At 63.6% G+C, this 22958-nt stretch carries 19 protein-coding genes and 1 pseudogene; 12 read left to right on the forward strand and 8 right to left on the reverse strand.

Going from position 1 to position 22958, the window contains the following annotated elements; translation table 11 throughout:
• The first annotated feature begins 122 nt into the window (after positions 1-122).
• Together FJ934_RS24300 and FJ934_RS24305 are read left to right on the forward strand one after the other, a co-directional pair.
• On the forward strand, positions 123-1115 hold the full coding sequence (locus FJ934_RS24300; RefSeq protein WP_140612969.1) for an adenosine kinase: 993 nt from the start codon (positions 123-125) through the stop codon (positions 1113-1115).
• Positions 1116-1372: 257 nt separating this feature from the next.
• A complete protein-coding gene (locus tag FJ934_RS24305) occupies positions 1373-2068 on the forward strand; it encodes an antitoxin Xre/MbcA/ParS toxin-binding domain-containing protein (RefSeq protein WP_140612970.1) in 696 nt (231 codons plus the stop codon).
• A 7-nt stretch (positions 2069-2075) separates the two neighbouring features.
• Here the strand turns inward: FJ934_RS24305 and FJ934_RS24310 are convergent, their stop codons facing one another.
• Positions 2076-4355: an NADP-dependent malic enzyme gene (locus FJ934_RS24310; protein WP_140612971.1), complete on the reverse strand. Its 2280-nt coding sequence runs from the start codon at positions 4353-4355 to the stop codon at positions 2076-2078.
• A 352-nt stretch (positions 4356-4707) separates the two neighbouring features.
• Between FJ934_RS24310 and mutS the strand changes: the two genes are divergently transcribed.
• Entirely contained in the window at positions 4708-7473 is a 2766-nt protein-coding gene (gene mutS / locus FJ934_RS24315; RefSeq protein WP_140612972.1) for a DNA mismatch repair protein MutS, read from the forward strand.
• On the opposite strand, the gene FJ934_RS24320 is transcribed toward mutS, so the two are convergent.
• The 3 genes from FJ934_RS24320 to FJ934_RS24330 form a co-directional block, all read right to left on the reverse strand.
• Positions 7474-8319 carry an aldo/keto reductase gene (locus FJ934_RS24320; RefSeq protein WP_140612973.1) on the reverse strand — a complete coding sequence of 282 codons (846 nt, stop codon included), beginning with the start codon at positions 8317-8319 and terminating at the stop codon, positions 7474-7476. It abuts the gene before it with no gap.
• A 92-nt stretch (positions 8320-8411) separates the two neighbouring features.
• Positions 8412-8801, reverse strand: coding sequence for a DUF305 domain-containing protein (locus FJ934_RS24325; protein ID WP_140612974.1), 390 nt, complete (start codon positions 8799-8801; stop codon positions 8412-8414).
• 43 nt (positions 8802-8844) lie between these two features.
• The gene (locus FJ934_RS24330) at positions 8845-11370 is read right to left on the reverse strand and encodes a heavy metal translocating P-type ATPase (protein WP_140612975.1); all 2526 of its coding nucleotides are present in this window, start codon (positions 11368-11370) and stop codon (positions 8845-8847) included.
• 188 nt (positions 11371-11558) lie between these two features.
• On the opposite strand from FJ934_RS24330, the pseudogene FJ934_RS24335 reads away from it, so the two are divergent.
• The 3 genes and pseudogenes from FJ934_RS24335 to murJ all read left to right on the forward strand — a co-directional run.
• A pseudogene (locus tag FJ934_RS24335) lies at positions 11559-11696 on the forward strand (glycosyltransferase family 25 protein); the annotation flags it as partial.
• Between the two features lie 165 nt (positions 11697-11861).
• Positions 11862-14663, forward strand: coding sequence for a [protein-PII] uridylyltransferase (locus FJ934_RS24340; RefSeq protein WP_140612976.1), 2802 nt, complete (start codon positions 11862-11864; stop codon positions 14661-14663).
• 46 nt (positions 14664-14709) lie between these two features.
• Positions 14710-16293 carry a murein biosynthesis integral membrane protein MurJ gene (gene murJ, locus FJ934_RS24345; RefSeq protein ID WP_140612977.1) on the forward strand — a complete coding sequence of 528 codons (1584 nt, stop codon included), beginning with the start codon at positions 14710-14712 and terminating at the stop codon, positions 16291-16293.
• Between the two features lie 45 nt (positions 16294-16338).
• Here murJ and FJ934_RS28135 read toward each other — a convergent pair whose 3' ends face one another.
• Positions 16339-16506 carry a hypothetical protein gene (locus FJ934_RS28135; RefSeq protein WP_181165754.1) on the reverse strand — a complete coding sequence of 56 codons (168 nt, stop codon included), beginning with the start codon at positions 16504-16506 and terminating at the stop codon, positions 16339-16341.
• Between the two features lie 256 nt (positions 16507-16762).
• Between FJ934_RS28135 and trpS the strand changes: the two genes are divergently transcribed.
• The 3 genes from trpS (at position 16763) to FJ934_RS24360 (ending at position 19200) form a co-directional block, all read left to right on the forward strand.
• The gene (gene trpS / locus FJ934_RS24350; RefSeq protein ID WP_140612978.1) at positions 16763-17830 is read left to right on the forward strand and encodes a tryptophan--tRNA ligase; all 1068 of its coding nucleotides are present in this window, start codon (positions 16763-16765) and stop codon (positions 17828-17830) included.
• A gap of 154 nt (positions 17831-17984) precedes the next feature.
• A complete protein-coding gene (locus FJ934_RS24355) occupies positions 17985-18476 on the forward strand; it encodes a universal stress protein (protein WP_140612979.1) in 492 nt (163 codons plus the stop codon).
• Positions 18477-18630: 154 nt separating this feature from the next.
• On the forward strand, positions 18631-19200 hold the full coding sequence (locus tag FJ934_RS24360; protein WP_140612980.1) for a NifU family protein: 570 nt from the start codon (positions 18631-18633) through the stop codon (positions 19198-19200).
• Between the two features lie 170 nt (positions 19201-19370).
• On the opposite strand, the gene FJ934_RS24365 is transcribed toward FJ934_RS24360, so the two are convergent.
• Positions 19371-19988, reverse strand: a complete 618-nt coding sequence (locus FJ934_RS24365) for a L,D-transpeptidase (RefSeq protein ID WP_140612981.1) — start codon at positions 19986-19988, stop codon at positions 19371-19373.
• 226 nt (positions 19989-20214) lie between these two features.
• Between FJ934_RS24365 and cueR the strand changes: the two genes are divergently transcribed.
• Positions 20215-20634 carry a Cu(I)-responsive transcriptional regulator gene (cueR, locus tag FJ934_RS24370; RefSeq protein WP_140612984.1) on the forward strand — a complete coding sequence of 140 codons (420 nt, stop codon included), beginning with the start codon at positions 20215-20217 and terminating at the stop codon, positions 20632-20634.
• 30 nt (positions 20635-20664) lie between these two features.
• On the opposite strand, the gene FJ934_RS24375 is transcribed toward cueR, so the two are convergent.
• Positions 20665-20961, reverse strand: coding sequence for an immunity 53 family protein (locus FJ934_RS24375; RefSeq protein ID WP_140612982.1), 297 nt, complete (start codon positions 20959-20961; stop codon positions 20665-20667).
• A gap of 113 nt (positions 20962-21074) precedes the next feature.
• On the opposite strand from FJ934_RS24375, the gene FJ934_RS24380 reads away from it, so the two are divergent.
• Positions 21075-21299: a hypothetical protein gene (locus tag FJ934_RS24380; protein ID WP_140612985.1), complete on the forward strand. Its 225-nt coding sequence runs from the start codon at positions 21075-21077 to the stop codon at positions 21297-21299.
• Between the two features lie 414 nt (positions 21300-21713).
• Here the strand turns inward: FJ934_RS24380 and FJ934_RS24385 are convergent, their stop codons facing one another.
• The gene (locus FJ934_RS24385) at positions 21714-21965 is read right to left on the reverse strand and encodes a hypothetical protein (protein ID WP_140612983.1); all 252 of its coding nucleotides are present in this window, start codon (positions 21963-21965) and stop codon (positions 21714-21716) included.
• A 166-nt stretch (positions 21966-22131) separates the two neighbouring features.
• Here FJ934_RS24385 and FJ934_RS24390 point away from each other — a divergent pair, with 166 nt between their 5' ends.
• Complete coding sequence (locus FJ934_RS24390) at positions 22132-22632, forward strand: MmcB family DNA repair protein (RefSeq protein ID WP_140612986.1); 501 nt, start codon at positions 22132-22134, stop codon at positions 22630-22632.
• Positions 22633-22958: the final 326 nt, after the last annotated feature.

Raw genomic sequence — 22958 nt, forward strand, 5'->3', positions numbered from 1 at the left:
CAGGGAACGGTCATCGCCGCCACGCCGGCAACGACGGAAAATCGGTTGCCAATTTTCGGGATCATGCTGTAGACCCGCGCGGGCGTGGCAAGAAGCCGGCTCGGTTTTTGGCGGAGACATTGATGCCGGATTATGACGTGCTTTGCATCGGCAATGCCATTGTCGACATCATCGCCCAGTGCGAGGAGGAATTCCTCGAAACCAACGGCATCATCAAGGGCGCGATGAACCTCATCGATACCCACCGCGCCGAACTGCTCTACAGCCGTATGGGCCCGGCGATCGAGGCCTCCGGCGGCAGCGCCGGCAACACGGCGGCTGGCGTTGCCAGCTTCGGCGGACGCGCCGCCTTCTTCGGCAAGGTTTCCAATGATGCGCTGGGCGAGATCTACGCGCACGACATCCATGCGCAGGGCGTCGCCTTCGACACCAAGCCGCTCGAGGGCGAGCCGCCGACGGCGCGCTCGATGATCTTCGTCACCCCCGACGGCGAACGCTCCATGAACACCTATCTCGGCGCCTGCGTCGAGTTGGGGCCCGAAGATGTCGAGGCCGACAAGGCTTCGGGCGCCAAGGTCACTTATTTCGAGGGCTATCTGTGGGATCCGCCGCGCGCCAAGGAAGCGATCCGGCAGACGGCGAAGCTGGCGCACGCGGCGGGCCGTGAAGTGTCGATGACGCTGTCGGATTCGTTCTGCGTCGACCGCTACCGCGACGAGTTCCTCGACCTGATGCGCTCGGGTACGGTCGACATCGTCTTTGCCAACAGCCACGAAATCAAGTCGCTCTACCAGACATCCTCCTTCGACGCGGCGCTGGCGCAGATCCGCAAGGACTGCAGGATCGCCGCCGTGACGCGGTCTGAAAAAGGCTCGGTCATCGTGCGCGGTGACGAGACCGTGGTGATCCGGGCGACCGCCATCAGGGAGTTGGTCGACACAACTGGCGCCGGCGATCTCTATGCCGCCGGTTTCCTGCATGGCTACACGCAAGGCCGCGACCTCAAGACTTGCGGTGATCTCGGCTCGCTCGCGGCCGGATTGGTGATCCAGCAGATCGGCCCAAGGCCAAGGCAGAATCTGCGCCGCGAGGCGGAACAGGCTGGGTTGCTGTAGGAATGGCTCTTCCTTCCGGGAGGAGGAAAAGCAACCGCTCTCACCGTCGCGCGGTTGTCACATATCGCACCTACACGAACTTGCGAGCGTCCCGTGACTGACATTTCGGGACGTCCGCAGCCAGTTGGGGTCTCAAGGATGCAAGACATCAGGCTGTCGGGCGCGATTCGTTGCCGCCGCGATCTCCGTTTTCCGCACTAGAAATTCAGCAACCGGCCGTGGCTTTGGGGAGGAGCACGCGGCCAGAAGACAGATGCATGAACAAATCTCAGACAAACGGTCTCGGACGGGACGACTTCGCGGAGATGGTCGCGGAGGACGTCGAACGCGCGCTGGCCCATTATGACGAGGCGATAAACCGATCCACAGTGGTCTCGGTCGGCAAGATCGCCGGCAGCATAGCGTCGGCCGTCACCTTACTGTCGCCGAAACTTCAGCGCGCCATCGACACCATCCATGCCGACCTTCCCGGCCTTGCCCAGAAGTTCGTGCGCGCGCTGGCGGCGGAAGCCGCGCGCCGCAGCGAAGCCGGCACCGCCGGAACCACAAACCTGCCGACGGGCTTGTTGGCCGATGAAGCACCTCCTCCCCAGTCCGACGACCTCGAATCGATGCTGATCGAGGACTGGGCCGGCCGTGTCGCCGGTTCGACCTATCTGGAGGAAAACCTGCGCATCGCCCGCTCGACCCTGCACCGCTGGCAAAGGCGGGGGGACGTCATCGCCCTGCGCAAGGGCGGCCGCAAACACGTCTTTCCGCTGGCGCAGTTCGTCGACGGCAGGCCGGTGGCGGGCATAAGCGACGTGCTGTCCCTTATCGGCAATCCGAGGCTGGCTTGGCTGTGGCTGACGCGTCCGGCGACGCAACTCGACGGCCGCATTCCGATCGACCTGCTGCGGCAGGACCAGGTCGAGGAGGTAGTCGAGGCAGCGCGGGTGTTTACGCCGGGCTGAGCGTTTCTCAAGTCCCCGCCGTATACGCCGCGATCGCCGCCATGTTGACGATGTCGCTGTCCTTGGCGTTCAGCGAGACTATCTGAACCGGTTTGTTCAGGCCGACCAGCAACGGACCGATCACCGTCGAGCCGCCGAGTTCCTGCAGCATCTTGGTCGAGATCGAGGCGGAGTGGAAGGCAGGCATGATCAGCACATTGGCCGGGCCGGTCAGCCTCATGAACGGGTATTGCGCCATGGCGCGGGCGTTCAGCGCGACATCAGCGGCCATCTCGCCGTCATACTCGAAATCGACGCGGCGCCTGTCGAGGATGCGCACCGCTTCCTGGATACGTTCGGAACGCTCTCCCTGCGGATGGCCGAAGGTGGAATAGGCAAGCATGGCGAGCCGCGGCTCATAGCCCATGCGGCGGGCAAAGCCAGCCGCTTCCTCGGCGATATCGGCGATCTGCTCGGCGTTGGGCATGTCGTGCACGGCGGTATCGGCGACGATCACCGTCCTGCCGCGCGCCAGCACGATCGACACACCGATGACACGGTGGCCGGGCTTGGCATCGATGACGCGGCGCACGTCGTCGAGCGCGGTGGAATAGTTGCGGGTCACGCCGGTGACGATGCCGTCGGCATCGCCCAGCGCCACCATGCAGGCGGCGAAGTGGTTGCGGTCGTTGTTGATCAGCCGCTGGCAGTCGCGGAACAGGAAACCTTTGCGCTGCATGCGCTCGTAGAGATAGTCGGTGTAGATCGAATTGCGGCGCGACAGCCGGGCATTGATGATCTCGAGGCCCTGCTTGTTGAGGTCGATGCCGGCGTTCCTGGCGTTCTCCTTGATGACATCGTCGCGACCGAGCAGGATGGCGGTGCCGAGCCGCTGGTTCACATAGGAGACGGCGGCGCGCATCACCTGCTCCTCCTCGCCCTCGGCGAAGACGATGCGCTTGGGCTGGCGGCGCACGCGGTCGTAGATGCGCTGCAGGGTCGAAGCGATCGGATCGCGGCGGGCGGACAGTTCCTGCGCGTAGCGGTCGAGGTCGAGGATCGGCTTGCGGGCGACGCCAGACTCCATCGCCGCCTTGGCCACGGCAATCGGAATGGCCGAGATCAGGCGCGGGTCGAACGGCACCGGAATGATGTAGTTGGGGCCGAATTTCGGCCGGTTGCCCTGATAGGCGGCGGCGACGTCGTCCGGCACGTCCTGGCGCGCCAGTTCGGCGAGCGCGCGAGCCGCGGCGATCTTCATGTCGTCGTTGATGGTGGTGGCCCGCACATCCAGTGCGCCGCGAAAGATATAGGGGAAGCCGAGCACGTTGTTGACCTGGTTCGGATAGTCCGAACGCCCGGTGGCCATGATGGCGTCGGTGCGGATCTCGGCCACTTCTTCCGGCGTGATCTCGGGGTCCGGATTGGCCATGGCGAAGATGATCGGGTTCTTGGCCATCGACTGCACCATGGCGGTGGTCAGCGCGCCCTTGGCCGACAGACCGAGGAAGACGTCGGCGCCGTCGAGCGCTTCGGCCAGGCTGCGCGCCTCGGTTTTCACCGCATGCGCCGACTTCCACTGGTTCATGCCTTCGGTGCGGCCCTGGAAGACGACGCCCTTGGTGTCGCACAGGATGATGTTTTCAGGCGCGAAGCCCATCGCCTTCATCAGCTCGATACAGGCGATGCCGGCGGCACCGGCGCCGTTGCAGACCAGCCTGGTGGTCTTCATGTCGCGGCCGGTTATTTCCAGCGCGTTGATCAGGCCTGCCGCCGAGATGATGGCGGTGCCGTGCTGGTCGTCATGGAAGACCGGGATGTCCATCAGCTCGCGCAGGCGCTGCTCGATGATGAAACATTCCGGCGCCTTGATGTCTTCCAGGTTGATGCCGCCGAAGGAGGGCCCGAGGAAGCGCACGCAGTTGACGAACTCGTCGGCATCCTCGGTGTCGACCTCGAGGTCGATGGAATCGACATCGGCGAAGCGCTTGAACAGCACCGCCTTGCCTTCCATCACCGGCTTCGACGCCAGCGCGCCGAGATTGCCGAGGCCGAGGATGGCAGTGCCGTTGGAGATGACGGCGACCATATTGCCGCGCGTCGTATAGTCGAAGGCGCGGCTGGGATCCTCGGCGATGGCGCGCACCGGCACGGCGACACCTGGCGAATAGGCGAGGCTGAGATCGCGTTGCGTCGTCATCGGCTTGGTGGCGACAATCTCGAGCTTGCCGGGCCGGCCCATGGCATGGAATTCGAGCGCTTCCTGCGCACTGACGGACGGACCGTTGTTCTCGGTTTTCCTGGCCATGATGCTTTTGATTTCCTCGCCGGTGCAGCACCTCCTTGAAGCGGGTGCTTGTGTGGTTCCGAATTAAGACCACGCGCCGGCTCGTGTAAACCGCCAAAGCTGCTTCAAAGCGGGCGCGACTGGTCACGGCCGTTCTTGTGCCGTCCTGAACGCCGCGATCTCAGGGGCATGCTGGCGCAGGGTTGCCCAGTGCGCAGGGTTCCGGCCCCCGGGGAACAGCCATTGGGAATATGGCGGATTCGCTGCTGCCCGGCCGTTGCTTCAGAGCCGACCGATAGGCAACGCAGTCTTCCCCTGCTTTTCGAAGCCCCGGCATTAAACCCGGCCACCACATCTGCTAGCGTGCCACGTCATGAACATGCATAGCCCGAACGAGCCCGAAGCCCCCGAGGTGATGACTCCGCCGCAGCCCGGCGCCGCGGTCACACCGATGATGGAGCAGTTCATCGAGATCAAGGCGGCCAACCCGGATTCGCTGCTGTTCTACCGCATGGGCGATTTCTACGAGCTGTTCTTCGACGATGCCGAGAAAGCGAGCCGGGCGCTGGGCATCGTGCTGACCAAGCGCGGCAAGCACCAGGGCCACGACATCCCGATGTGCGGCGTGCCGGTGCATGCCGCCGACGATTATCTGCAGAAGCTGATCGGCCAGGGTTTTCGCGTCGCGGTCTGCGAACAGATCGAGGATCCGGCCGAAGCCAAGAAGCGCGGCTCCAAATCGGTGGTGCGCCGCGACGTGGTGCGCCTGGTGACGCCGGGCACGATCACCGAGGACAAATTGCTGGCGCCTTCGGAATCAAGCTTCCTGATGGCGCTCGGACGGGTGAAGAGTGGCGCGGATCCAAGAGGCGGCGAGCGCGGGAGCACGACAGCGAACCAGGGAAGCTTCGCCTTGGCCTGGATCGACATCTCGACCGGCGCCTTCCGCGTCGCCGAAACCACGGCCGACCGGCTGCTCGCCGATATCTTCCGTGTCGATCCGCGCGAGCTGATCGTCGCCGAGCCGGTGTTCCACGATCCCGAGCTGAAGCCCGTGTTCGACCTGCTCGGCCGAGTCGCCAACCCGCAGCCGCCGTCGCTGTTCGATTCGGCTTCGGCCACGGGCCGCATCGCGCGCTTCTTCGATGTGGCGACACCGGACAGTTTTGGCACGTTTTCGCGGGCCGAACTGTCGGCGATCTCGGGCGCTATCGCTTATGTCGAGAAGACGCAGAAGGCCGAGCGGCCGCCCTTGTCGCGGCCCGAGCGCGAGGAACAGGGCTCGACGCTGTTCATCGATCCGGCGACGCGCGGCAATCTGGAGCTGCTGCGCACGCTGTCGGGTAGCCGCGAAGGTTCCCTGGTCAAGGCAATAGACCGCACGGTGACCGGCGGCGGCGCAAGACTGCTCGCGGACCGGTTGATGGCGCCGCTGACCGACCCGGCGGCCATTGTCGCACGGCTGGATTCGGTGTCGTTCTTCCGGTCCGAAACGCGGCTCTGCCAGGCGGTGCGGGCGAGCCTGAAAAGCGTCGCCGACATGCCGCGAGCCCTGTCCAGGCTTGCACTCAACCGCGGCGGCCCGCGCGACCTCGGCGCATTGCGCGCCGGCTTCCAGGCGGCCGGCGCGATCGCCGAAATCTTTGCCGCGACCGCGCTGCCCCAGGAATTGGCGGCGGCGCTGGCTGCCATCAAGGCACTCCCCGAAGCGCTTGCCCGGCACCTGACGCAGGCGCTCGGCGAGGAACTGCCGCTCCTGAAGCGCGACGGCGGTTTTGTTCGCGGCGGCTACCATGCTGAACTCGACGAGATGCGGGCCTTGCGCGACGAGTCCCGCAAGGTAATTGCCGGGCTGGAGCGCTCGCTGATCGAGGAAACCGGCATCCGCTCGCTGAAAATCCGGCACAACAATGTGCTCGGCTATTATATCGAGGTGACGGCCAACCATCATGCCGTGATGACCGGCAGCGATGGCGCCAAGGCGCGCTTCATTCACCGCCAGACGATGGCCAACGCCATGCGCTTCACCACGACGGAACTCGCCGAGCTCGAGACCAAGATCGCCAACGCCGCCGACCGCGCGCTGAGCATCGAATTGGCGGCTTTCGACGCGCTGACGGCGGAAGCTGTCGCCGAGGCCGAGGCGATCCGCGCTGGCGCTGAAGCACTCGCCGTGCTCGACGTGTCGGCGGCACTGGCGCTGCTTTCGGAAAGCGAGGCCTGGTGCCGGCCCGTGGTGGATTCCAGCCTTGCCTTCGAAATATTTGGCGGCCGGCATCCGGTGGTCGAACAAGCGTTGCGCCGTTCGGGCGAAGGCCCGTTCGTCGCCAATGATTGCGATCTCTCGCCGGAAGGCAGTGCCAAGAACGGCGCGATCTGGCTGCTGACCGGCCCCAACATGGGTGGCAAGTCGACGTTCCTGCGGCAGAACGCGCTGATCGCGATCCTGGCCCAGACCGGTTCCTTCGTGCCGGCGGCATCCGCCCATATCGGCGTCGTCGACCGGCTGTTCTCGCGCGTCGGCGCTTCGGACGATCTGGCGCGCGGCCGTTCGACCTTCATGGTCGAAATGGTCGAGACGGCGGCGATCCTCAACCAGGCCGGCGAGCGGGCGCTGGTGATCCTCGATGAGATCGGTCGCGGCACCGCCACTTTCGACGGCCTGTCGATCGCCTGGGCGGCGGTGGAATACCTGCACGAGAAGAACCGCTGCCGGGCAATCTTCGCCACCCATTTCCATGAGATGACGTCGCTCGCCGGCAAGCTGGCGCGGCTTCACAACGTCACCATGCGGGTCAAGGAGTGGGAAGGCGACGTCGTCTTCCTGCACGAGGTCGGCAAGGGTGCGGCCGATCGCTCCTACGGCGTGCAGGTAGCGCGGCTCGCCGGCCTGCCGGAAGCGGTGGTCGACCGGGCCAAGCAAGTGCTGCACCAGCTGGAGGAAGGCGAGGTCTCCGGCAAGACCAACCGGCTGGTCGACGACCTGCCGCTGTTTTCGGTGGCGGTGAAACGCGAAGCATCGAAGCCGGTGAAGAGCGACGCGCTGGGCGAGGCCCTTCGAACCATCAACCCGGACGAGATGACGCCCCGCGAGGCGCTGGAGGCGCTTTACCGGCTGAAGGGGCTGGCGGGAAAATAGTCAGATCATCTCCAGCCCGCGCTTGCGGGTCGGCGGCGGGAAGGCACGGTCGAGATCGGCGAGATCCTCGCTCGTGAGCTCGATGTCGAGCGCCGCGAAATTCTGGCGGACATGCTCCTGGCTGCTGGCCTTGGGGATGGCGATGACGCCCTCCTGGTGCATCACCCAGGCCAAGGCGATCTGTGCAGCGGTCGCATTGTGGCGGGCGGCGACCGTGTCGAGCCTGGCATTGCGCGCCAGTGCGCCCTGCTCCACCGGCGAATAGGCCATCAGGGGAATGCCGCGCTGGCGGCTCCACGGTGCCAGATCGAACTCAAGGCCGCGCCGCGACAGGTTGTAGAGAACCTGATTGGTCTGGACCCCATCGCCTGCCGGCAGACCGACCAATTCCTCCATTTCTTGCGTGTCGAAATTGCTGACGCCCCAATGGCGGATCTTGCCGGCCTTCTTCAAGGCCTCGAACGCCTCGACCGTCTCCGCCAACGGTACGCTGCCCGGCCAATGCAGGAGATAAAGATCGATGCGGTCGGTGCGCAGGCGCTTCAGGCTGTCCGCGCAGGCGCGCTGCACGCCCGCGCGCGAAGCATTGGAGGGCAAAACCTTTGAGACCAGAATGACTTCGGCGCGGTGTCCGGCCATCGCCTCGGCCACCACCTCCTCGGCACCGCCGCTGGCATACATTTCGGCGGTGTCGATCAGCGTGACGCCGAGATCAAGACCGAGCCTGAGGGCGTTCACCTCATCGGAGCGGCGGCGCGAATCCTCGCCCATTTTCCACGTGCCCTGGCCGAGAACGGGTACAGCCTCGCCGGAAGGCAGCGTGGTGGTTCTGACACTCGATGGCATGATGGCCTCCAGTTAAAGCTGGATCGCATCACAGGCGGGGCGACAAATCCAGAGCGTTCCCGCCATAGCCTCACGATGCCCGAAGGCCTACTTCACCGGATGGGCGCGGCGAGCCAGTGCTGCATCTGCCTGATCTCGGCTTCCTGCGCGGCAATGACCGCTTCGGCGAGCTTGCGGATTTCCGGGTCCTTGCCGTTGGCAAGCTCGACCTTGGCCATGTCGATGGCACCCTGATGATGGGGGATCATGCCACGGACGAAGTCGACATCGGCATTGCCGGTATATTGCGAAGCCATCATGCCGGCATGCATCCTGTCCATCGCGGCCTTGTAGCCCTCGGTCGAAGGGCTGGCTGCATCGGTCGCCATGCCGGCCATGTCGTGTTTCATCTCTTCACTGCTCGCCGGAACGCTTTCGAGGAAGACGGCAAGCAGCATTCCGGCCGCCATCAGCAAAAGCACCAGTTTCTTGGCCAACGTCATTCATGGTCTCCTGTTGAGTGAGTTTCGTATTTGGGGCTTTGGGTCAGAGTTTCAACGTTCTCAGCCGCAATGCGTTGGCGATGACCGAGACGGAGGACAGGCTCATCGCCGCGGCCGCCAGCATCGGCGACAAAAGCGTGCCGGTGAGCGGATAGAGCACGCCGGCCGCGACCGGGACGCCAAGCAAATTGTAGAGGAAGGCGAAGAACAGGTTCTGCCGGATGTTGCCGATGGTCGCCTGGGCCAGCGTGCGGGCGCGGACGATGCCGTTGAGGTCGCCCTTGACCAAGGCGATGCCGGCGCTTTCGACCGCGACATCGGCGCCGGTGCCCATGGCGATGCCGACATCGGCGGCGGCAAGGGCCGGCGCGTCGTTGACGCCATCGCCGGCCATGGCAACGCCGGCGCCCCTGCCGCGCAACTCGTCGACGAGGGCCGCCTTCTGTTCCGGCAACAGACCGGCGCGAACCTCGTCGATGCCGAGGCTCCTGGCGATCGCCTTGGCAGCGCGCTCATTGTCGCCGGTCGCCATGATGATCCTGAGCCCGCTGTCATGCAGCGCCCTGATCGCCTCGGCGGTGGTCGCCTTGACCGGATCGGCGACGGCGACGATGCCGGCCAGCGTGCCGCCGACCGCGACAAACATCGCCGTCTTGCCATCGCCCTGCAACGCTTCCGCGCTGGTCGAGACGGCGGCAACGGCGACGCCGAGGTCGCCCATCATCGCGGCGTTGCCGAGCGCGACCATCTTGCCCGACACGGTACCGAAAACGCCCTTGCCCGTGACCGCCTCGAAGCCTGTGGCGCTGGTGACGGCAACACCGCGCGCCGCCGCGGCTTCCAGGATGGCCTCGGCCAACGGATGTTCGGACCCTTTCTCCAGGCTCGCGGCGAAACCCAAAAGGTCATCCTCGGAAAAGCCATTGGCGGGCACGACATCGGTCAGTTTCGGCCGGCCCTCGGTCAGCGTGCCGGTCTTGTCGACGATCAGCGTGTCGACGGAGGCAAAGCGTTCGAGCGCGGCGGCCTCCTTGATCAGCACGCCGGCATGCGCGCCGCGCCCGGTGGCGGTCATGATCGACATCGGCGTGGCGAGGCCGAGCGCACAGGGACAGGCGATGATCAGCACCGAGACCGCCGAGACAATGGCGAAGATCAGGCTGGGCTCGGGCCCGAAGAGCGCCCAGGCGATGAACGCGGCGATCGCGACGAGGACAACGGCCGGGACGAAGTAGAAGGAAACGCGGTCGGCCAATCCTTGTATCGGCGCGCGCGAGCGCTGTGCCTTGGCGACGAGTTCGACGATGCGCGCGAGTGTGGTCTCGGTGCCGATCCGTTCGGCGCGCATGATCAGCGAGCCCTGTCTGTTGAGGGTGCCGCCGGTGAGGGCATCGCCTTCGGCCTTTTCGACCGGCAGCGGCTCGCCCGTGATCATGGATTCGTCGATGGAAGAGCGGCCTTCCAGCACGGTGCCATCGACCGGCACGGCATCGCCGGGACGGATGCGCAGGCGATCGCCGGCCTTGACGCTGTCCAGTGGCACATCGGTCTCGGAACCGTTCCCGGCGATATGCCGCGCGGTCTTCGGCGCGAGATCAAGCAGGCCGCGGATCGCCGATCCGGTCTTCTCGCGGGCGCGCAGTTCCAGCACCTGGCCGAGGAAGACCAGCGCGACAATCACGGCGGCGGCCTCGAAATAGACCGGCACCGCACCGCCATGGCCGCGGAACTGATGCGGAAAGATGTCGGGGAAAAGCGTGGCAACGACGCTGTAGAGATAGGCAGCGCCTACGCCGAGCGAAATCAGCGTCCACATGTTCGGGCTGCGGTTGAGGATCGACTCCCAGCCACGATGGAAGAAGGGAAAGGCGGCCCAAAGCACCACCGGGCTTGCCAACGCAAGTTCGATCCAGACCTTCATTCTATCGTCGACCAGGCCTTCGAACGACAGGCCGCCCATCGGCGCCATGGCGATGATCAGGAGCGGGACCGACAGGGCCGCGCTCACCCAGAACCGCCTGGTAAAATCGACCAGCTCGGGATTTGGCCCCTCATCGCCTGATGGTACTCCCATCGGCTCCAGCGCCATGCCGCAGATCGGGCAGGAGCCGGGCTTGTCGCGGATCACTTCCGGGTGCATCGGGCACGTGTATTGCGTGCCCTTGGGCGCAGGCGGCGGCTCCGGTCTGTCACCGAGATAGGTCTGCGGTGCGGCTTCGAACTTCGCCTTGCAGCCGGCGGAACAGAAATAGAAACCCTGGCCTTCATGGCGGACAAAGTGCCTGGCGCTGGCGCGGTCGACGTTCATGCCGCAGACGGGGTCGATGGCCGTCAGGTATTGTTCCGCTCCGGCCTGGAATTTCGCACGGCAGCGCTCGCTGCAGAAATGATAGAGATGGCCACCATGTTCTGATGTCGGCTTGCCGGCGGCCGGATCCACGGTCATGCCACAGACCGGATCGCGCAGGACGGCACCCGCATCCACGGCCGCGACTTTCGGCGCGCAACAGCTGCCATGCGCGCGATATGCGTGGTGATCGCCGTGATGATCATGGTCTGAATGCGTCATCGAAAATGCCTCTATGCCTCTGCCTCGGAGCCGAGGTAGTGCTTCCAGTAACTGGAAGGTCAAGAGGTTTTTGATTTTTCGCATTTCGGGTCCGACCGACGGTTCACCCAGAAAAAGCCGACATTTCTTGGCGCAGCGTGTGCTAATGCAGGCGGGTCCTTCCAACCATGACCCCGATCCCGTCGACAATGAAATGCCTGGTCATCAATCTTGATCGGTCTCCTGACCGGCTTGCCCACATCACGGCCGAGTTTGCCCGCATCGGCATCACCTTCGAGCGAATAGCCGGAACCGATGCCCGCGAGCACCCGAACCTGGTGCTTCAGCGATGGATCGCCGACTTCTGCAGATTCCGGCGACCTATTGTCGTGCCCCTCGATCCGATCGACGCAACGGACTAAGCCGCTTTCCGGGCTCTCGGCCGGCCCCATACCCAGCGCCGCGAAAACGCGCTATAGACGCCGCCCAAAAGGCAAGGCCGACCGGTACCTATGGCGAAAATCTCCCTGAAGCTCGATGAACTGATCGACGGCGACGCCTTGCGCCGCGAGATGACCGCCCTGACGACGGCCACGGCCGGCGACGGCTCCGGACCGGCCGTCCGCGCCGGCGTTCTCCAGCTTCTCAAGGGTCGGCTCGCCGAAGGCCGCAGAACAGCCGAGGCCATGCTGAGGCAGGATGGCGGCGGCAATGCCTGCGCCGAGCGCTTGTCGCACCTGATGGATGAGCTGATCCGGGCGCTCTACGATTTCGCGGCGACCCATGTCTACCGTGTGAAGAACCGGTCGGCGGCCGAACGCATGGCCGTCGTCGCCGTCGGCGGCTATGGCCGCGGCACGCTGGCGCCGGGATCCGACATCGACCTGTTGTTCCTGCTGCCCTACAAGCAGACGCCCTGGGGCGAACAGACCGTCGAATACATGCTCTACATGCTGTGGGATCTCGGGCTGAAGGTCGGCCATGCCACCCGCAACATCGACGAGTGCCTGAGGCTTTCGCGCACCGACATCACCATCCGCACCTCGATCCTGGAAGCGCGCTTCCTGTGGGGCGAACGCAAGCTCTACGACGAACTGATGCTGCGCTTCGACCACGAGTTGGTGCGCACGACCGGCCCGGAATATGTGCAGGCCAAACTCGCCGAGCGGGACGAGCGCCATGCCAAGGCCGGCGAAAGCCGCTATCTGGTCGAGCCCAACGTCAAGGACGGCAAGGGCGGCCTGCGCGACCTGCAGACGCTGTTCTGGATCGGCAAGTATTTCTACCGCGTGCGCACCGGCGAGGAACTGGTCGAGAAAGGCGTCTTCACCGAAGCTGAGTACCGTGAGTTCCACAAGGCCGAGGATTTCCTGTGGGCGGTGCGCTGCCACATGCATTTCCTCACCGGCAAGGCCGAGGAACGGCTGCATTTCGACGTCCAGCGCGAGATCGCCGAGCGGCTCGGCTACACCACCCATCCCGGCCTGTCGGCGGTCGAGCGCTTCATGAAGCACTACTTCCTCGTCGCCAAGGATGTCGGTGACCTGACCCGCATCTTCTGCGCCGCGCTCGAGGAAGAGCAGGCCAAGCATGTGCCTGGCTTCAACCGCATCTTTCTCACCTTCCAGCGCCGCAAGCGCAAGCTCGCCGGTACCTCGGACTTCATCGTCGACAACCACCGCATCAACATCGCCGACGACACCGTGTTCGAGCGCGATCCGGTCAATCTGCTCAGGCTGTTCTGGTTCGCCGACAAGCACGGGCTGGAATTCCACCCCGATGCGCTCAAACTGCTGACCCGCTCGCTCGGCCTAGTCAACAAGTCGCTCAGGCGCGATGAGGAAGCCAACCGGCTGTTCCTCGACATATTGACGTCGGACCGCAATGCCGAACTCAACCTGCGGCGCATGAACGAGGCGGGGCTGCTGGGCAGGCTGATCCCCGACTTCGGCAGGATCGTCGCCATGATGCAGTTCTCGATGTATCACCACTACACGGTCGACGAGCACCTGATCCGCTGCATCGGCGTGCTGGCCGAGATCGAACGCGGCGACGGCGAGAAGGTGCATCCGCTATCGCATTCGCTGATGCCGGGGCTGAAGAAGAGCCGCGAAGCGCTCTATGTCGCCGTGCTGCTGCATGACATCGCCAAAGGCAGGCCGGAAGATCACTCCGAGGCCGGCGCCAGGATCGCGCGGCGCATCTGCCCGCATATGGGGCTGTCGCCGGCCGACACTGAAACGGTCGCCTGGCTGGTCGAGAATCATCTCGCCATGTCGATGACGGCGCAGACCCGCGATCTCAACGACCGCAAGACCATCGAGGATTTCGCCTCGATCGTGCAATCGGTCGAGCGGTTGAAGCTGCTTTTGATCCTCACCGTCTGCGACATCAGGGGCGTCGGACCAGGCGTCTGGAACGGCTGGAAGGGACAGTTGCTGCGCACGCTCTATTTTGAGACCGAACTGCTCCTGACCGGCGGCTTTTCGGAAGTGTCGCGCGCCGAGCGCACGACGGCGGCGCGCGAGCGGCTGGCCGAGGCGTTGGCCGGCTGGCCGGCGAAGGAGCGCAAGCGCTATGTCGCCCAGCATTACGAAAACTACCTTTTGACCGTCGACCTGCCGGACCAGCTTCGCCACGCGGAATTCGTTCGCGAGGCGGACGCCGCCGGCAAGAAGCTCGCCACCATGGTCAAGACACATGAATTCGAGGCGGTGACCGAGATCACGGTGCTGGCGCAGGACCATCCGCGCCTGCTTTCGGTGATCGCAGGCGCTTGTGCCGCCGCCGGCGGCAACATCGTCGACGCGCAGATCTTCACCACTTCCGACGGGCGCGCCCTGGACTCGATCCTGATCTCGAGGGAGTTCGACCTTGACGAGGACGAGCGCCGGCGCGCCGAGCGCGTCGGCCGGCTGATCGAGGACGTGCTGTCGGGCAAAAGCTGGCTGCCTGAGATGATCGAGAAGCGGACGAAGCCGAAGCGCGGCGCCAAGGTGTTCAAGATCCCGCCCCGCGCCGAAATCCGCAACGCGCTGTCGAACCGTTTTTCGGTCGTCGAGGTCGAAGGGCTCGACCGCCCGGGCCTGCTGTCGGAGATCACCGGGACGCTGTCCAACCTGTCGCTCGACATCGCATCGGCGCATATCACCACTTTCGGCGAGAAGGTCATCGACACTTTCTATGTCACCGACCTCACCGGGCAGAAGATCGACAGCCCGGCACGCATCGCCACCATCCGCAACCGGCTGATGGCGACGCTCGAAGGCACTGCGCCCGAACGCGGCGGCAAAACCAAGGCGGCCGCCGAGTGACTGCCATCATCATCTTGTCCCAATCCCACAAGCAGTCTTGGAACGCATGAGCCTCGTCAAGAAATTCGCCACGGTCGCTTCCGGCACGCTGATGAGCCGCGCACTTGGCTTCGGCCGCGAGATGCTGATGGCGGCCGCACTCGGCACCGGGCCGGTCGCCGACGCCTTCAACGCCGCCTTCCAGTTTCCCAACACCTTCCGCCGGCTGTTCGCCGAGGGCGCCTTCAACGCAGCCTTCGTGCCGCTGTTCGCCAAGGAGATCGAGACCCACGGCACCGATGGGGCCAAGCGTTTCTCCGAGGAAGTGTTCGGCGTGCTGTTCACGGCGCTGCTGGCGCTGACGATCGCCATGGAACTGGCGATGCCGCTGATCGTGCGCTATCTGGTGGCGCCGGGCTTTGCCGAGACGCCGGGCAAATTCGAGACGACCGTCACTCTGGCGACGATCATGTTCCCCTACCTGATCTGCATGTCGCTCGCCGCCATGATGGCCGGCATGCTGAATTCGCTGCGCCGCTATTTCGCGGCTGCCATCGCGCCCGCTTTCCTGAACATCATCCTGATCAGCGTGCTTGGCTATGCGTGGTACCACGGCCTGGATGCGCGCGCCGTCGGCTTCGGCCTGTCCTGGGGCGTGCTGGCGGCCGGCATCGTGCAACTCGCCATTGTCTGGGTCGCGGTACGCAATGCCGGCATCGCGATCGGTTTCCGCCGGCCGAAGATGACGCCCAATGTCAAGCGGCTGCTGATCCTGGCGCTGCCGGCGGCCATCACCGGCGGCATCACCCAGATCAACCAGTTGATCGGAACGGCGATCGCCTCGGCGCAGAACAGCGCGGTGTCCTCGCTTGCCTACGCCGACCGCATCTACCAGCTGCCGCTTGGCGTCGTCGGCGTGGCGGTGGCGATCGTGCTGTTGCCCGAACTGTCGCGGGCGCTGAAATCGGGCAATCTGATCGAGGCGGCCAACTTGCAGAACCGTTCCGTCGAGTTCACCCTGTTCATGACCCTGCCGGCGGCGGCGGCATTGTGGGTGATGTCGGAACCGATCGTGCGGCTGGTGTACGAACGTGGCGCCTTCGCAGCGAACCACTCGACGCCGACAGTGGCGGCTATCCTGGCGATCTTCGGGCTCGGCCTGCCGGCCTTCGTGCTGATCAAGGCCTTCACCCCAGGCTATTTCGCGCGTGAGGACACGCGCACGCCGATGATCTTCGCCGCCATCTCGGTGGCGGTGAACGTTGCCACCGCGCTCACGCTGTTTCCCACGATGGGCGCGCCCGGCATTGCCGTGGCCTCGGCCGTGGCCGGCTGGGTCAACGCCCTGATGCTGCTTGGCATGCTGATCCGGCGCGGCCATTGGGGCCGCGACGTGCCGCTTCTGAAACGCATTCCACGTCTGGTGCTGTCCGCGATCGTGATGGGCGTCGCCCTGTACTTTGCCGAACATTGGCTGGCCGCCAGGATTGGTCCGGGTTCGCCGCTGGTGGTCAAGGCGACGACGATCCTGGCGCTGGTGGGCGGCGGTGCGGCTCTCTACTTCGTCACGGCGTTTGCCACCGGCGGTGCCGATTTCGGCATGATCCGGCGCAACATCAAGCGCAAGGGATCGCCAGTGCCTAAGGAATAGTCTCCAGATCGGTAAGCCCAACCGCGGCGATCCGGTCGACAAGCATCAATCTTCGCCGGACGATTCGTCGTAGACCGAGCGCGGGAGCGGCACGCGTGCCTGTTTGCTAAGTTCGATCCCGAATTCGGCCCGAAGCCGCGCGGCTATCGTCAGCGGCGTCTCACGGTCGCGCCGGCCCTCCAAACCTTCCTCGTTGTTGACGGTGGCCGGCATCTATTTTCTCATCAAGATCATATGCAGGGCAGATCCTTTGATATCATACATCGTGGTATCATACATGAGCATGTCGGCGCCGCCTTACTGCCGCTATCCCCGAACAGCCTCTTGATCCTCCGCGCGCTCTCGTCCATAAGCGCGCCGTCGCAAGACTTTCGCCGCGCGCGGTTTCCAGCCGCGTGATTGGCTCCGAAAGGTCTGCAACTTTTCGGAATCACGCTGATACGGCCCTCCACAAGCCCCGAGGAAAAACATGTCCGCTTTCAAGCCACTCGTCTTCTCCGGTGTCCAGCCGACCGGCAATCTGCACCTCGGCAATTATCTGGGCGCTATCAAGAAATTCGTCGCCCTGCAGGACACGTCCGATTGCATCTACTGCGTCGTCGACCTGCATTCGCTGACCGCGCAGCTCGTCCATGACGACCTTGCCGACCAGACGCGATCGATCACCGCCGCCTTTCTTGCCTCCGGTATCGATTCGAAGAAACACATCGTCTTCAACCAGTCGCGAGTGATGCAGCACGCCGAGCTCGCCTGGATCTTCAATTGCGTCGCGCGCATCGGCTGGATGAACAAGATGACGCAGTTCAAGGATAAGGCCGGAAAGGACCGCGAGAACGCTTCGCTGGGTCTGCTCGCCTATCCCTCGCTGATGGCTGCCGACATCCTGCTCTATCGCGCCACCCATGTGCCGGTCGGCGAAGACCAGAAGCAGCACCTGGAGCTGACCCGCGACATCGCGCAGAAATTCAACAACGACTTTTCGGACCGCATCGCCAGGCTTGGCGTCGGCGTCGAGATGCAGGTGGGCGAGGAGACGGTGAACGGCTTCTTTCCGATCACGGAACCGGTTATCGGTGGGCCGGCGGCGCGCATCATGAGCCTGCGTGACGGATCGAAGAAGATGTCGAAGTCGGACCCGTCCGACCTGTCGCGCATCAACCTGACAGACGATGCCGACACCATCTCGAAGAAGATCCGCAAGGCCAAGACCGATCCGGAAGCCTTGCCTGGTGAAGTCGACGGGCTGGAGAACCGTCCCGAGGCTGAAAACCTTGTCGGCATCTATGCGGGTCTCGCCGAGATATCAAAGGCCGACGTGCTGAAGGAATTCGGCGGCCAGCAGTTTTCCGTGTTCAAGCCGGCGCTCGCCGACCTCGCTGTGGAGAAGTTGGCCCCGATCGCGAGCGAGATGCGCCGCATCCAAGGTGACCGCGCCTATGTCGACGCGGTGCTGAGGGACGGCGGCGAGCGCGCCGGCGTGCTCGCCGAAACGACGATGAAGACGGTGCGCGACATCATCGGGCTGCTGCAGGGCTGATCCCTATCTTCACCATGATGGCGCAAGACATATTGGCCTAAGACATCCTGGTCTAAGGCATCCTGGCCTAAGACATCCTGACCTAAGACTGGCGGCTTGCCGCCGGTCTGCTGCGGTGGCAGATTGCGGTCGAAAAGACACCGAGTAGATAGACATGGTCTCCAAACGCCTCAGCCGCGAAGCCGGTCATCGCCGGAAATTCCTGACGATCATCGACGACACGCCGGAATGCGAGCGCGCCGTCGCCTACGCCTCGAAGCGGGCGCAGAACACCGGCGGCACGCTGGTGCTGCTCTATGTCATCGTACCGGACGATTTCCAGCACTGGCTGGGCGTCGAGAAGATCATGCGCGAGGAGGCGATCGCCACGGCGCGCGCGGCCCTCGACGGCTATGCCAACAAGGTGCGCCAGAAGCTCGGCATCGAACCGGAGATGGTGGTTCGCGAAGGCAAGCCGACGGAAGAGATCCACAAGCTGATCGAGGAAGACCAGGACATCGCCATCCTGGTGCTGGCGGCCGGCGCTGGCAAGGAAGGACCGGGGCCGCTGGTCGGCGCGGTGGCCGGCAAGGGCGCCGCCTTCCCCATTCCGGTCACCGTCGTGCCGCAAAACCTGTCCGACGAGGAGATCGACAGCCTCGCCTGAGATCCGCCCGGGATTCAATTCCCCCAGCCAGATCCTTGGCAAAACATTCCGCCAGCCAGCCGTTCGGGCGATGCGTTTGGCTTGAATGTCCAGCCGATAGAGCCTATTTAGAATTATTCCAAACTATCTGCCCTGACTGGGCACGGAGACGGCCATGTTCATCCAGACCGAATCGACGCCAAACCCGGCGACGCTGAAATTCCTGCCTGGCAAGGAAGTTCTGCTCGAAGGCACCGCCGATTTCCGCGATGCCGACAGCGCGGCGACCGCCTCGCCGCTGGCCGGCCGGCTGTTCGAAATCCCCGGCGTCACCGGCGTCTTCTTCGGCTACGACTTCATCACCGTGACCAAGGACGGCCCCGACTGGCAGCACCTGAAGCCGGCGATCCTGGGCGCCATCATGGAGCATTTCATGTCCGGCGCGCCGGTCATGACCAAGACCGGCCCGGCCGCCGAGACCAGCCAGACCGGCGAATTCTACGACAAGGCGGACGAGGAACTCGTCATCACCATCAAGGAACTGCTCGACACAAGAGTGCGCCCGGCGGTGGCGCAGGATGGCGGCGACATCACCTTCCGCGGCTTCGAGAACGGCACGGTGTTCCTGCACATGAAGGGTGCCTGCGCCGGCTGCCCGTCATCGACGGCGACGCTGAAGCACGGCATCCAGAACCTGCTTCGCCATTTCGTGCCCGAAGTGCAGCAGGTCGAACAGGTCGCCTGATTCTTCCGCTCGCCGCCTGTCGGTCTACGGGAGCGGCCTGAACATACCGTTCGCGAATAACAAAAAACCGGGCCGAATTGCCCGGTTTTCTGTTTGGGACGTCCGTTGTTGCCTAGACGGTCCGCGTACGAAACTTGTTTGCCATTTGGCCAAGCCCTGACGGGCATGGCCTATATCACGATGACCTTGGCGCCGACCGAGGCGCGGTCATAGAGATCGATGATGTCCTGGTTCATCAGCCGGATGCAGCCAGACGACATGGCCTTGCCGATCGAGTTCCATTCCGGGCTGCCGTGCAGGCGGTAACCCATGTCACCGCCCTTGTTGAACAGATACATGGCGCGCGCGCCGAGAGGGTTCTTCAGGCCCGGCTCCATGCCGCCGGCGAACTTGGCGAGCTCCGGCTGACGCTTGATCATCTGTGACGGCGGCGTCCAGGTCGGCCATTCGCGCTTGATGGCGATATGGGCCGTGCCATGCCACTCGAAGCCCTCGCGGCCAACGCCGATGCCGTAGCGGATCGCGCGGCCGTCGCCCTCGACGAAATAGAGGAACTTGTTCTGCGTATCGACGATGATCGTGCCGGGCTTTTCCTTGGTGTCGTAGTTCACTTCCTGCCGGTGGAACTGCCTCGGCACCCTTTCGATCGGGATGCGCGGCAGTTGATAACCAGCATCGGTCACCGCGCCATAGTCGTTGGAGAAGATCTGTCCGCCGATGGTGCTGCAACCGGCGATAGCGGTAGACAGCGCCAATGCGGCAAATATTGCAAGCGACTTCATGCGCATGAGGTGATCCGGTGCCCCGCCCAAACGTCAGCAGCACGAGTCGGCCGCTTTGTCGCCATCATTCATGCTGGCATTTGCTTTGCTTGCCAAGCACGCGATGCCTATATGCGGGGACCTACGCGCTGGTAAGCATATCACTATGGCATTTCGGCAACAGCCTTCACCGGATTGTGAAGGAAATTCAATGAGCCCAAATCGAGAAGCCCGCAAAAACGAGGAACCCGCCATGAATGTCGGCGACGCCGCCCACCGTTCAGGCCTGCCGGCCAAGACCATCCGTTACTATGAGGAGATCGGCCTGATCGCGCCCGCGCGCGCCGCCAATGGCTATCGCGACTATTCCGGCGACGACATCCACCGGCTGGCCTTCCTGCGTCGCGCGCGCAATCTCGGCTTTTCCATCGACGATTGCCGCCAGTTGATGGCGCTCTACCAGGATCGCGGCCGCGCCAGCCACGATGTGCGCGAGATCGCCGCCGCCCATGTCACGGCGATCGAGGAGAAGGTACGCCAATTGCAGTCGATGCGCTCGACCCTGCAGAAACTGATCCACGCCTGCCATGGCGACGAGCGGCCGGACTGCCCGATCCTGGATGATATGGCGGGGGCGGTGGAACGCGAACCGACCGCCGTCGGACGTCAATAGGTCCAAGAAAGCCGATTGGGCTCGGAGAGTTCAGCGCACATTCGTCGCCCAATCTCGGAAAGCCTCCAGAAGCGAACGCAGATGGAGCGGGCCGCCAGCCCCCTCAAACACGTTGTCCTTCGTCCAGCATGTCCACCAGTCGGTTGGATGCCCGCGATTGTGCGTGATCGGATCAAGAATACGCCCGTCGCAGTCCGTCCCCACAAGGTCGATTTTCAAAGACCAGCCGGGGTTATCGATGGTGCTGATCGAAGGACCAAACCGATGCTCCCAAACACCATCGCATTGGGCTTCATACCAGCGGGCCAACCAATCCAGAACGTCCATCCGGTCAAACTAGCGAAACGGCAGCGGCATGGGAAGAAGGCATGCGCCAAGGCGGGGCTGTCAGCTATGCAATCGCCATCCTAGGTGGGGCGATTCCTCAATGGGAGATCGCAATGGCTAGGTCGAAACCGTCAAAGCAGTTATCGCAGGCTGAAATCGAGCGCTTTTTGGTGGCAGCGGAAGCGCTGCACCTAAGCATCATCAAGCCGTTCATATCACCTAGCAGCGAGCATCACCGGGCGCTCCAGCGCACCCATGAAGCGCTATTAAAGGGGGTGAAGGATATTACCGGCAAGGATGCCGAATTCATCGCGTATTTTGGGGCTTGGTCGAAATAGCTTGCGGCCGATTAATCTTCCCGCCGACAGCCTCCGCTAACCGAATATTCAATAAACCCATCATAGCCATGACTAGAGCGAATATGCGCATGAGCGTAACCGGTCTGATCCGGAATCTCTATCGCAGGAATAAGCAAACGACAAATTCCATGCCTGCGGGTATTACGGCGATTAATAGTATCGCGTCGACAAGTGGCATTTAGTCCTCTTCCCCAAGTAGGAACCGAAGTCATAACGCAAACGGCCCGCCTCAAGGATGTACGTTCACCTCTCGTTCCACTCGAAAAACAGACATGCTCCCCTCTTGTAGCGATTATAGCGCCACCATTCCCACAGCGGGAAACGTCCCCAATCGCCAATTAGTAACCTTCAGAGGTAACGGCCTATAGCCATTCCCCTACGGCTGGGTAGCGCCTAGCGCTCCGGCGGCCCTTGGTAGAGGTACCAGAGCGGGAGTGCGACGCCAGCCCATGAAATTGCGATCAGTAGACACCAATAGAGGTACGGGTCTTGAACCCGATCAAGGACATGCCAGCCACCGCCGTGCTTGGGGATGGTGGCCTTCCCGTTCCATAGCCAAAAGCCAATGAAAGCGCCCGCACCAAGCATCTGTGCGATCAAAAGATACTTGATGACCGCTTCCGCAGTTTTATTCTTTTCGGCCACTGTGCGCCCCCCTTGTAGGCGGCTTGAGATACTTGGGAGGGCTTAATCGTTCGTAAGTGCCGGCCTGTCATGATTATATTCCTATTTTCGATCTAGGTTTGTTAACGACATAATCGCCCTCGATAAACAGGTTCAAACCGTGAACAAAATCTGGCATGGTGCCGCCATGCCGATCATCTCGCCGATTCCCCTCAATCCTCTCATCGACGGACGCCAGTCCGAGCGCGCGCTACTGGTGCGGCGCGGCGTGCAGCGGCTGCTGATGCAGATGGGCGCCCATGTGCTGCCGGAACTGTCGCTGGCGACTGGCCGGCGCGCCGATCTCGTGGCGCTGACGCGCCAGGGCGATGTCTGGATCATCGAGATCAAATCCTCGATCGAGGATTTCCGGGTCGACCGCAAATGGCCCGACTATCGGCTGCATTCCGACCGCTTCTTCTTCGCCACCCATCCCGGCGTGCCGGCGGACATCTTTCCGGAAGAGTGCGGCTTCATCCTCTCCGATGGCTACGGCGCCGAAATCCTGCGCGATGCGCCGGAGCACCGCATGGCGGCGGCAACGCGCAAGGCGCTGATGCTGCGCATTGCGCGCGCCGGTGCCTCGCGGCTGCTGGCGGCGGAACTGGCGGGTGTGTCGCTGCCGTCGCTGGAGGGGGAGAGCGAGTAGCTGCCGTCGAAAGCTGGCGACGTGTGGTCGCCTTTCAGCGTTTGCACTGCCCCTCATCTGCCTGCCGGCGTTCGTCGTTCGAAAAGCCAAGCAATTGGCTTTTCGTCCGCTGCGCGGACCACTTCTCAACTCCCCGTATAGTAACGGGGAGAAGGATGCTTTCATAGCGGATTTCGCCAGTTTTCAGCGTTTGCAAAAGAGCGCCAAGGGGCGGCAGTGTCCCTTCTCCCCGTTCCACGGGGAGAAGATGCCGGCAGGCAGATGAGGGGCGGCGCGGCGTCTGCCAGAAGCGCGGACGCTATTCCTCGTCCTCTTCCACCCCTCCC

Source organism: Mesorhizobium sp. B2-4-12 (assembly GCF_006441575.1).
In the GTDB taxonomy this organism is placed as follows: domain Bacteria; phylum Pseudomonadota; class Alphaproteobacteria; order Rhizobiales; family Rhizobiaceae; genus Mesorhizobium.